The organism is Escherichia sp. KS167_9B (genome assembly GCF_030295215.1).
In the GTDB taxonomy this organism is placed as follows: Bacteria; Pseudomonadota; Gammaproteobacteria; order Enterobacterales; family Enterobacteriaceae; genus Escherichia; species Escherichia coli_F.
The window spans coordinates 4,244,838-4,256,693 of sequence record NZ_AP025754.1; the positions used below are offsets into that span (position 1 = coordinate 4,244,838).

General features: G+C 53.9%; 7 protein-coding genes. 1 reads left to right on the top strand and 6 read right to left on the bottom strand.

Translation table 11 applies throughout. The annotated features are described in order from the left end of the window. Positions 1-14: 14 nt before the first annotated feature. Positions 15-782 carry a cyclic-guanylate-specific phosphodiesterase gene (gene pdeH, locus QUE34_RS21310; RefSeq protein WP_032303996.1) on the bottom strand — a complete coding sequence of 256 codons (768 nt, stop codon included), beginning with the start codon at positions 780-782 and terminating at the stop codon, positions 15-17. A 231-nt stretch (positions 783-1,013) separates the two neighbouring features. Between pdeH and kdgK the strand changes: the two genes are divergently transcribed. Beyond that, positions 1,014-1,943 (top strand): 2-dehydro-3-deoxygluconokinase, encoded by a 930-nt coding sequence (gene kdgK, locus QUE34_RS21315; RefSeq protein WP_032304004.1) that lies wholly within the window; start codon positions 1,014-1,016, stop codon positions 1,941-1,943. Between the two features lie 95 nt (positions 1,944-2,038). Here kdgK and QUE34_RS21320 read toward each other — a convergent pair whose 3' ends face one another. The 5 genes from QUE34_RS21320 to bcsZ all read right to left on the bottom strand — a co-directional run bounded on the left by QUE34_RS21320 (position 2,039) and on the right by bcsZ (position 11,855). Continuing rightward, positions 2,039-3,535, bottom strand: coding sequence for a M16 family metallopeptidase (locus QUE34_RS21320; RefSeq protein WP_001163147.1), 1,497 nt, complete (start codon positions 3,533-3,535; stop codon positions 2,039-2,041). Between the two features lie 219 nt (positions 3,536-3,754). Further along, positions 3,755-5,041 (bottom strand): C4-dicarboxylate transporter DctC, encoded by a 1,287-nt coding sequence (dctA, locus tag QUE34_RS21325; RefSeq protein WP_000858214.1) that lies wholly within the window; start codon positions 5,039-5,041, stop codon positions 3,755-3,757. A 182-nt stretch (positions 5,042-5,223) separates the two neighbouring features. Further along, the gene (gene hmsP, locus QUE34_RS21330; RefSeq protein ID WP_001266333.1) at positions 5,224-7,212 is read right to left on the bottom strand and encodes a biofilm formation regulator HmsP; all 1,989 of its coding nucleotides are present in this window, start codon (positions 7,210-7,212) and stop codon (positions 5,224-5,226) included. Positions 7,213-7,293: 81 nt separating this feature from the next. Continuing rightward, positions 7,294-10,767, bottom strand: coding sequence for a cellulose synthase complex outer membrane protein BcsC (gene bcsC, locus QUE34_RS21335; RefSeq protein WP_032303997.1), 3,474 nt, complete (start codon positions 10,765-10,767; stop codon positions 7,294-7,296). After that, a complete protein-coding gene (gene bcsZ, locus QUE34_RS21340; protein ID WP_032303998.1) occupies positions 10,749-11,855 on the bottom strand; it encodes a cellulose synthase complex periplasmic endoglucanase BcsZ in 1,107 nt (368 codons plus the stop codon). Before bcsZ ends, bcsC begins: the two co-directional genes overlap by 19 nt. Between the last annotated feature and the right edge of the window lies 1 nt (position 11,856).

Genomic DNA, 11,856 nt, shown 5'->3' on the forward strand with positions numbered 1-11,856 from the left:
GAAAATGAGGCAGCTTATAGCGCCAGAACTGCCGAATTCAGCGTTTCTATCGGTGCCGGGCGTGAAAGAAACCAGCCTTGTGCGGCGAATGCGGGCGAGTTCTGAACATCACGCCACTCTTCCGGCGTTTCTACGCCCTCAACAATCACCCCGCGACAATAGCGATTCATGAGATGTAAAAGCTGAGAAAAGAGTGTGCGTCCTTCCGGTGACTGACGCAGCATCACAAACAGTTCTCGCGCGATTTTGATGTAGTCATAACGCACTTCACTTAGCGCAGAGAAATTTGCCATCCCGGTGCCAAAATCATCCAGCCACAGCGGGCCAAATTCACACATCGAGGCAAAGGTTGAATCTTTCGGCAGACGGATGTGTTCCACCAGTTCGAAACGCAGCCAGGGAAGACGCTCAATCTGGCGCAGGATTTTTGGTTGCTGACGCAGGGCGATGAGCGTAGGACCATCAATATTGACCGATGCCAGCAGGTCGTGCTCTACAAAGAAGTCGGCTTTTTGCGCCAGCAAATCAATCTGCTCTTTCACAACCTCCATCCGATGGCTGACGGTGATTTCAGTAAAATAGCGATCCGGTGGCAGGCGTTGCGAAGGGTTCAAGGGATGCGTGACCACCGTTAATAGCTCCACGGCCATTAACCGTCCGCAGGTTTGATAGATCGGCTGCCAGGTGTAAGCACGCTCACACTGCAACCAAAAACGCCGTTCCTGCAAGCTCTCGATGCTTGCTTCAGGGTTGCTTATTCGCTGGATAACCTGCCTTATCATCAAAGATGTCCTGTGTTTAAAAGTGATGCTGCCCGGACTCGACAAAGATTATCGGCGCGCAAAGGCAGAACTTTACCGCCTGGCCGGGGTAAATTTCCCCACGCCACAACGGAATCTTTCAGGAATACGTTCTGGCTCAAAAAAATAATGGAACACTGTTTTAATATGGTTGACCAGCAAACCACCACAGCGCAAACTAACGCTAATTTTTTACAGATCAGGTTCACGACTATGTCCAAAAAGATTGCCGTGATTGGCGAATGCATGATTGAGCTTTCCGAGAAAGGCGCGGACGTTAAGCGCGGTTTCGGCGGCGATACCCTGAACACTTCCGTCTATATCGCCCGTCAGGTCGATCCTGCGGCATTAACCGTTCATTACGTAACGGCGCTGGGAACGGACAGTTTTAGCCAGCAGATGCTGGACGCCTGGCACGGCGAGAACGTTGATACTTCCCTGACCCAACGGATGGAAAACCGTCTGCCGGGCCTTTACTACATTGAAACCGACAGCACCGGCGAACGTACGTTCTACTACTGGCGTAACGAAGCCGCCGCCAAATTCTGGCTGGAGAGTGAGCAATCCGCGGCGATTTGCGAAGAGCTGGCGAGTTTCGATTATCTCTACCTGAGCGGGATTAGCCTGGCGATCTTAAGCCCGACCAGCCGCGAAAAGCTGCTTTCCCTGCTGCGCGAATGCCGCGCCAACGGCGGAAAAGTAATTTTCGACAATAACTATCGTCCGCGCCTGTGGGCCAGCAAAGAAGAGACACAGCAGGTGTACCAGCAAATGCTGGAATGCACGGATATCGCCTTCCTGACGCTGGACGATGAAGACGCGCTGTGGGGTCAACAGCCGGTGGAAGACGTCATTGCGCGCACCCATAACGCGGGCGTGAAAGAAGTGGTGGTGAAACGCGGGGCGGATTCTTGCCTGGTGTCCATTGCTGGCGAAGGGTTAGTGGATGTTCCGGCGGTGAAACTGCCGAAAGAAAAAGTGATCGATACCACCGCAGCTGGCGACTCTTTCAGTGCCGGTTATCTGGCGGTACGTTTGACGGGCGGCAGTGCGGAAAATGCGGCGAAACGCGGGCACCTGACCGCAAGTACCGTTATTCAGTATCGCGGCGCGATTATCCCGCGTGAGGCGATGCCGGCGTAAAAGCAGCATATGCAAAAGGCTGGATAAAGTGTTACCCCTCTATCCAGCTCATCCATAAATACCTGATGGTTGTGCTAACTCATCACCATCAGGCATTACTGTGCGGGTGGAATATCCGTCACTTCAGGATGTACGTCATCCGTGGCAACAGAGGTTGTGGCAGCAGTAGTAGATGGGGCCATGATTTGATCCCAGGCCGCCTGCAACGCTTTCATGTTAAATTCTGGCTCGCCTTTCGGCTGCAGAAGAATTAACGCCATATCGTTCGACAACTGCTGGCGCAGATCCTGATTTAACATCTCTACCGTCAGACTATTAAGGAAATCCTGCCGCAGTTTCTGATATTGCTCCGGCGCGATATCAACGACCTGATTTTGCAACGAACGCATCCGCTGCCCCATCAAAATATCGGTATCAGCTCGCGCATAGGCGGCAAACAGTTTCTGCAGCTCCAGTTTCTTTTGCGCCACTAACGCATTGAACTCTTCTTCCGGCAGACCTTTATCGCGAACCTTTGCCAGCTCACGCGCTACCAAATTAAGGTTGCTGTTCAGCTTGTCGTTTGGTGACTCGATGTTGATGGCACACTGCGCACGCAGATACAGCACACGGCAGTCAAATCCAAGACCGATGTCTTTGCTGTTACTGGTGCTTAACGCTTGCTGAACGTGCCAGAACAGCGCCTCACGGGCCAGGTCCGCACGCCAGTAGCGCAGCAGTGCGGCTGATTCACGAATTGGCTGCCACGGCGTATCCCACATGATAGATAACCGGTCCTGACGTACCGCATCGGTCATAATACTCACCGCTTCAGGACGCAGCGGAGAAAGCGTCGGCACCGGGGCCGGTGTTTCACGTTTGCCTTTCAGTTCGCCAAACGTTTTGTTGATTTGGTCGACAACCGAGCGCGCATCCACGTTTCCCACCACCAGCAGCGTCATTGCATCCGGGGTGTACCATTTCTGATAGAAATCTTTAATCTTTTCCGCTTCAACGGGTTGTTTCAGCGGATCGGCAGGATCGTGACCTAACAAGGTTGATCCTTTCAGACGATAGCGCCACCAGCCCTCTTTAGTATCGGCAGGCCAGGTTGCCACCATGTCCTGACTTTGCAACGCGTGGTTGATGGTTTCTGGCGTGATAGTCAGTTTGCCAGTGGCATTTGCCAGATAAGAGAGCGCTTCTTTCAGCAAGTCGTTACGGTTATTGGGCAAACTCAGATTAAACAGCGTGGTGTCATAAGAGACAATTACCGGCGGCATCGGGCGTTTAGGGTCGATCCCCTGCTGCCACAATGAACGCGCCTGTGCTGCGTCAAGGCCACCGCTTTGCGTTAACGCAATACGAGGGATGGCGTGGCTGTAACCGCTCTGTTGTGTACTTTCGGCGAGCGAACCGGTATTAACCAGCAGGCGAATTTCAACACGATCGCTGGGACGCTGGGGCGTGGTCAGCACTTGCCACTGTAAACCGTTGGAAAGCGTCCCCTGTTGCCATGCTGGATCAGGCTGGAGCGCATCTGCCTGCACATAGCCAGCAGTGGCCATCATCAGCAAACCGCCCGCTAAAAGTCGAATTTTTGTGCCCTGCATGTGAACCCCTGATCAACTATCCTGGTAATAAAAAACTGCCCGTTGTCGGTCAGTCTAAATGACATTAAAAACACTTCGTGTTAGACCGCAAGAACATGAAAATGTCACGGAAGAAGTGAAATAAACCTGAACTCACCCAGGTGGTAAGTTCAGGCACAGGGGTCAATTATGCGCAAACACCCGCACTCGGGGAAGGGAGTGCGGGCATAAGTGGTGAGATTAAGAGGATAATTCGTGCGTTTTGCCATCCGGCGCACGATTATTCAGCACATCGTCCAGTTTTTTGTGGTCCAGTTCTTTCACCCACTTAGCAACAACAATGGTCGCTACGCCGTTACCGACCAGGTTAGTCAGCGCACGAGCTTCTGACATAAAGCGGTCGATACCAAGAATTAGCGCCAGACCCGCTACCGGCAAATGGCCCACCGCAGAGAGCGTCGCTGCCAGCACGATAAAGCCACTACCCGTTACCCCTGCCGCCCCTTTAGAAGAAAGCAGCAACACGATTAACAGCGTGATTTGGTGGACGATATCCATCTGACTGTTAGTGGCCTGGGCGATAAACACCGCCGCCATTGTCAGGTATATCGATGTGCCATCAAGGTTAAACGAGTAGCCTGTCGGGATGACCAGCCCCACCACCGATTTGCGGCAGCCGAGTTTCTCCATCTTGTCGAGCATACGCGGCAGCGCCGACTCGGAAGATGAAGTCCCCAGTACAATCAGCAATTCTTCACGGATGTAGCGAATAAATTTGAAGATACTGAAACCGGTCGCTTTGGCGATTGAACCCAATACCAGCACCACAAACAGGATACAGGTGATATAGAAGCAGATAATCAGCTGCCCCAGTTGCACCAGTGTGCCGACGCCGTATTTACCGATGGTAAACGCCATTGCCCCGAACGCACCAATAGGTGCCAGACGCATGATCATATTGATGATGCCGAAGATGACCTGCGAGAAACTTTCGATCACGTTAAAAATCAGTTGGCCTTTGCTGCCCAGACGGTGGAGCGCAAAACCAAACAGTACGGCAAACAGCAGCACCTGCAGAATGTTACCGCTGGCAAAGGCGCCAATGACGCTCGCCGGGATGACATCCATAATGAAGGCGACAATGCCCTGGTCTTTCGCCTGATCGGCGTAAACCGCTACCGCTTTCGCATCAAGCGTTGCCGGATCGACGTTCATTCCGGCACCAGGCTGCACGACGTTAACGATGATAAGACCAATAATCAGCGCGATGGTACTGACAATTTCAAAGTAAAGCAGTGCGACTGCGCCGGTACGACCGACCGCCTTCATGCTTTCCATGCCCGCAATGCCCGTTACGACGGTACAAAAGATGACAGGAGCGATGATCATCTTAATGAGCTTAACGAACCCGTCGCCAAGCGGTTTCATTTGCTCGCCTATTTCAGGGTAGAAATGGCCAAGGAGAATACCAATGGCTATCGCTGTCAGGACCTGAAAGTAAAGGCTTTTAAACAGAGAGGTTTTCATAGGGTGTCCTTTAGTAAAACCACAGGTCTTGTAAGGTTATGGGGTACCTGCGGCCTTAAAATAACACCCAGACAACATCACAGAAATGTACCTGGATCATAATTGAAACAAAAAGGTTAAAAAGTTTGAGCTGGCTCGCACAAACCAGCACTTTTTAAAGTTTTGTAATCAGTTTGGGGTAGCTACTTTTCTTCCAGGTAACTCTCTTCGAAGATTTCAATAGGGAGTGGGCGAGCAAAAAGGAAGCCCTGGGCAATACCAACGCCCGCTTTTGCCAGCCAGTCGCGTTGTGCTTCAGTCTCCACGCCTTCGGCAATCATTTGTAAGTTCAGGCTTTGCGCCAACATGATAATTGCAGCAATCATGCTGCTATCTTCCGGCAAGCCTTCAACAAACATTTTGTCGATTTTTAACACGTCGATTGGCAACGATTTCATATGCTGCAGCTGACGCAGCCCTGCGTAGCCCATGCCGAAATCATCCAGCGCCACCCGAACGCCGGCATTACGCAACGGACGGAGGATTGCCACCGCTGCATGAGGGTCGTCAATACGTCGGCTTTCTGTCACTTCCAGAATCAGCGTTCCCGGCTGAATGCGATAGCGGGTTAACAGCTCCAGCATATCCGCCACCATATTCGGGTGCATCAGTTGCAGCGCTGAGAGGTTTACCGACAAGGGCAACATAATGCCGCGCTCTTGCCAGGCAGCCAGCAGTCGACAGGACTCTTCCAGCACCCAGTGACCGACGGTAACCATCAGCCCACAGCACTCAATGCGATCGATTAAGCCATCCGGCAGATCCCAACTGCCATCCGGTTGCTGGATACGCAGTAACACTTCCGCACTGACCAGTTTACCGCTGGTCATCTCGACCTGTGGCTGTAACCAAATCGCAAACTGATGATTTTCCAGTGCATTAAGGATATCGCTCTCTTCCGTCAACCGCTGTTGGGCGGCTTCCATCTGCTGCGGATCAAAGAACTGAATCTGATTCTTACCTTTATGGCGAGCGGTAAATGCCGCAGAAATAGCGCGACTGTAAAGCTGTTCGGCGGTGAGATCGCCGTAGAACATCGCCACGCCAATGCTACAGTGCGGACGGAGTTGAATACGTTCAATCGGCAGGCGCTCGCTCATGATAGTGAGCACTTGCTGACCTAAAGTAATAGCATGCCACGGCTCCTGTACACCGTTGGCAATGACAGCAAAGTCATAACCACTAATCTGCGCGAGGATCATACGTGGCGACAGTACCGATTTGAGTTTTTCCACCAGCGTCAGCAGCAGAATTTCTCGTTGCGCCTCTTTCAGCACGCCCGCAGTATCACGCAGGGTTTCACAGGTGATAATCATCAGCGCGGTGGTTTGTTTACGCGCGACAACCTGCTCCAGCATCTCCATCAGCAAGGCTTTGTTCGGCAAATCCGACACCGGGAAGCGCATCGCATTTTCGTTCTGTTCTTCATAATGGCGCTGCAGCAATTGCTGGTTGAGGTTGTAACTGCGCACCAGCATACCGATTTCATCGTCCTGATGCAGACGTGGTAATGCCAGTTGGTGACCAACAAGCTCCTGGGCTGGGATGGCGTTAAGTTCACGAGCAATATTGCGTAACGGATGCAAAATCAGGCGGTTAATGCACCAGCTAATCGCCACCGTCAATATTAACGACAAAAGTAAGTAAATGGTCACTAACGTCGAGAGGGTGCTCATCACGAACTTATACATGCGGAAGGAATCCGCCTGTAGCACCAGATAGGCAATTGGCTGCGGGTTTGCCGGACGTTCCAGCGAGTAAACGCCCAGCGAGATTTGCACCGGTAGCTCAAACATGCGAGTAACCATTACCGGCACCGGACGCTCTGGAATAAAACTTTTACGCAGCGCCTGGAACTGGTTAGGCAGCACCACATCGGCACGGCTGACCACGCCTGCCGGTTTAATGCTGGCAAGAATAGCTTCCGCTTCGGGAATATCGCCTTTCAAAATGGCAGAAGATAAGGGTTCGCGGACAGAGCGAGCAATGCTTTCCAGTTGCGTAGCCGTGTTATAGCGATTCTGCTGGACCAGATGGAACAGCAAAACGGTGCAAAAAATAAAAACGAACACCAGGACAACGGCTGCCACCATTGCCATCTGCTTGATTGTTAACGAGCGACTTACGCGCAAATTGTCTCCCCCCGGAAATCCCAGATTGCCGCCCGAGTATACCCGATCGCAGCGGCATTAAGAGAGGCGCTATCTGAAAACTTACCAGTCGGCGTAAGGTATCAGCGGCTGCGGCGGTAAATCCATGTCACCCTGCCATCCGGCGGCGGAATAACGTACGTAGAGCAGGAAATGGCTGGGCGCGTAATCCTTCGCTTGCTGGATATCAATTGCCGTACCGACAAACCAGTTGGATGTGACGCGACGCTCAAGTAATGCCCGCGCCGTATAGCCAAAGCCCTGACTGCTGCCGCCATCGTTGGATTGCCGCGCAGCTTCTTCCTGCCAGTCAGTCGGGATCAGATTCATCAGCGGATACCGCGGCATGGTTTTGGTGCGCGAATGCGACCACGAACCAGACGCCCCCAGCTCCCACGACCAGTTTTCTGTCCGTTCACGCCACATCACCGGAATGGCAAACGACAGGTATTCCTGCGGGCTGTAGTAACCGCCCTGACCGAGTGAGTACCCACTCAGGTCTTTGTCGTAATGCCAGATCATGTTGTTCAGGCCGATTGTCACGCGGCGATTGTTCTGGTTGATGACCTTATAGTAATAGCCCGTCATCCAGCGCACGCGCCAGTTATCTTCAACATTTTTACCGGTTAACTGGTCGCCGCTAAGCGATGCCCAGACGCCGTTTGCTTCACCTTTATCGTAGCTCAGGCTTAGCCCCACGCCGTCGGCACGCACGCCACCCCATTTTTTCCCGGTATTGCTCGGGGAGTCTTTTTGCCCGCCAAAGGCCAGCAAAGAACTGGAAATGGGCCGACGATGGGCGTTAACGGTGTAACCCAGCGGCCCCATATCATCACTGTAACTGATGCCGCCGACCACATCCACCACGTTGAAGCCCATCGGCGTGGTGCCGATATCCCAGCTCCAGACGTCATTTCGCCAGCCGACCGCCACGCTGGCACCGGAATCCGACTGGCTGCGGTTGCCGCTACAGTCCTGTAATGTACAGGTGCCCCAGTTGTCATCCCATTTGCCATCGGCATTCGTGGAGAAACTGCCGACGTTCATATTGACGAAATCACTGCGAAAGAACATCCGCCCGTCAGAATACGGCGCATCCACCTGCAACATGGTAGTGTGCGCTTTCAGATCGGAGTAACCACCGGTGCCGCTCGACCCCCAGTAATCGTGCTCGAGGGTGACGTTAAGATCCTGCTGGCGGTAGAGATCTGCCGCATCGCTGCGCACGCCGCGTTTCAGCCAGTCATCTTTCTCGTCGTTACGAGTCAGCCGGGTAAAGGTGTCGTTATCCTGCGGACGCGTCGTGGTCACACCGGATGCAACCATCGCGTCTTTGTAGGTTTCCAGCGCCTGCGTTGGATCGCCCGCCTGTGCTTCAAACTTCGCACCGTCGCGCAGTACCATCGCGCTTTCCATCGACGGTGGCTGAGATTTTGCCTGCGGGATCAGCTTGTTAAACGTCTTCTGCGCCGCTGCGGTATCGCCAAGCTGCGCCTGCGCCAGCGCCACGCGCCGCTGTGTGTTCAGAGAGGCGTTATCGGTAGCAGGCAGTTTCGCCAGCTGGCTACGTGCCGCCGCTTTGTCACCGGCAGCAATATCCACTTCCGTCAGACCAAGAATGGCATCGGCGTTAGTTGGCTCCCGCGTCAGGACATTCTGATATGCAGTGCGGGCGGCGGTGTAATCACGTCGTTGTTGCGCCCAGTCAGCCAGCGTCAGATCAATACGCGAGGAAGGCGGTTGCTGGCGCAGCATCGCTTCCGCTTCTGCCTCTTTGCCGTTTTCTCGCAGGCGATTAGCGGTTTCCAGCACCTGATCGCTTTGCAGGCGATTAACCAACTCCTGAATATTGCTGTTCCACTGCGTGCGCGGCAGGCTGTTGATATGCGCCAGTGCCGCTCTGTCCTGGTCGTGACCTGAGAGGTACAGCCCGTAAGCGTAAACCTGCTCCGGGTCGTTCGGCTTCTGCTGCGCGAGATTGCGCATTAACGTATCGGCCTGGCTGCGTTGTCCGGCCTGCCAGAGATCCTGCGAAAGTCGGTAAGTAATCCATACACTGCCGGGGTCCAGTGCCAGTCGTTGCCGCTGAAGTGCTGCTGCCTGCGCCCATTTGCCCTGGTTTTCCAGTGCCTCTGCCTGCTGTGCCAGACGATCGTTTTGCAGGCTACGTTCGATATCATCAATGCTGCGCCGCTGGCTGGCAGAGAGCGAGGCGATAAACGCTTCTGCTTTTTCTGGCGATTGCTGGCGGTAAATATTCGCCAGCCCGCGCACGGCGTTAGTGTTGCCGCTGTCCATACGCAAGGTCTGCTGATAATAACGTTCGGCGGCGGAATAATCTTTTCGCGCCATCGCCACATCGCCCAGCCCCAACACCGCATAGCTGTCGGTGTTATCGACACTGCGCGCCTGCTGGAACAGGCGTTCTGCCCGGTCAGGATTATTGGCTTTCAGCGCGGCATCACCCTGCTGGATCGCCAGCCAGTAGCGGTTTACTTTCAGCAGACTGTTCCATTTGTCGTTGTTGCTGCTGTGCGGGTCCAGTGCGAGGGCTTTTTCCAGATTCGCCACCGCATTGGCGCGATCGCCTTTCTGAGAATACGCCTGGCCCAGCGCCCCCAGAGCCTCACTGTCTTTCGGGTTCGCCCGCACTGCCTGTTGTAGTTCGGGAATGGCTTTACCCGCCATGCCAGAGTCCACTGCCGCTAAACCTTGCGCACGAGCGCGGAAAGCAGGGTCGGCCAGCTGTTTTTGCTGTTCTGCCAGTTGCGATTGCGCAGCAGCTACGCTATCGCCATCGCTAAAGATCGAGAGATATTTTTTCAGCGCCTGCACACTGGCATCGCTGACGGGCATGTCTTTAATCTGCCCGTACCAGATTTTAGAGGCCCCTTCGCGTCCGGCGTTCGATTTCGCCATCTGTTCCAGGACGGCAAAGCCTTCGTCACGCCGATCGCTACTAAACAGCAATAGCGCCAGATTGTTTTGCAGGCCCGTATTGCCCGGCGTATCCGCATTAATGCGTTTTAGCTGATTAATCGCTTCGCCACGGCGAGCCGGAATTTTCGCCACCGTACTCCAGTACTCGACGGCAATGTCACCTTCCGGCGGCGCACCGTTGAACAGCTTGTTGTAACTCGCCACAGCTTCTTCTGCATGACCGGTAGTCGCCTGCAATCTTGCCTGTTGCAGTGCCTGACGACCATCCGGCGTAGAAAGTAACATTGTGGTCCGCGACGATTTATACGCATTTGAACTCGGCGCTAACTGCGACAGCCGATCGAGCTGTTTTTGCGCGCCATCAATATCGCCCTGACGTAACAGAGAACGGAAACGGGCGGCAACGACGTCCGGGTTATTCGGATCAATAAGTTCCAGCCGATACAACGACTGTTGCACCAGATCTTCACGATGGGTCGCTTCGCCTAACCGAACTTGCTCCAGCAACTGTTGCTGAGCGGTTGGTGCTGCCTCGACCATCGGCATGACGGCCAGACCGAGGGAAAGCGTGAATATGTTTAGTGTGAATTTGCGCATTCCTGGCCCCAGTCAGGTAATAACTCACCTTTTGTCGAGAAGCGGAAACGGTGTTGATCCCAGCCTTGTCCAAACAGGGTCAGCACATAGTTGTAATAGGCATCGCTGCCGGGAAAGTTATCGGCCACGCGCTGGCGCTGAACGGCCTGTGCATCGCGGTTTTGTAAAAAGGGCAACATGGCGGCAGAAAAACCGACCGGTCCTTTACCCTGCGCTTTCCCCGTAGCCACATCGACTTTTTCCGGCGGATAGCCGTTTTTCTCGGTGAATGTCGCCATCGGTTTAAACCGGTTGAGCATCCGCGCTTTTTGCGGATCGCTGTCAGGCATCATGCCTACCCACATGTAAACACGGATAGCGTCGTAGCTGCTGATCAATGTTTTTTCGGCTTTTAGCTGCCAGCCTTTGTCTTTCTCATAGCGCACCCAGTCTGGCGAAAAGCCTTTCGGGGCGGTTTCCAGCAATAAACGTTGATTGGTTTCGCGCAGCGTAGTCCACGGCGCGCCAAAGCGGGTGAAATACTGCGCCAGCGTCGGCGGCAGGTAGCTGGGGTTAAAACGCCAGCTGTTATCCTCAGCAAATCCCACTTTGCCCGGCAACAACATGGAACCCAGCCCAGGCACCGTCACCACTTCCTCCCGCGCAATACGTTTTAACAACGCGCTGCCGATGTCGGTATAACGCTGCTCTTTCCACAAACGCCCCGCCTCCAGCAACGACCAGGCCATCCAGACATCACCATCAGAGGCCGAATTGCTGTCCAGCACTTCCCACTTACTGTTCTCTTTCTTGCCCCACAGCCAGGCGGGCAAATGTTCTTTTAAAGAACCCTGAGCGAGATTGTTCTGCGTCCAGTCGAGAATATTATCGAAAGCTGCACGGTCGTTAGCCGCCAGGGCAAAGAACATGCCGTAACTTTGCCCTTCGGAGGTGGTGATTTTGCGCGCGTCGCTGGGGTCGATGACGCGCCCTTCCTGACTGATGTAATCCTTTTTGAACTGCTCCCAGGCAGGCCAGTTGCAGGCTGCCTGAACACTAAAGGCAGCCAGCAGCAGTATCGTCACGAGTCCACTACGCAACACATTCATC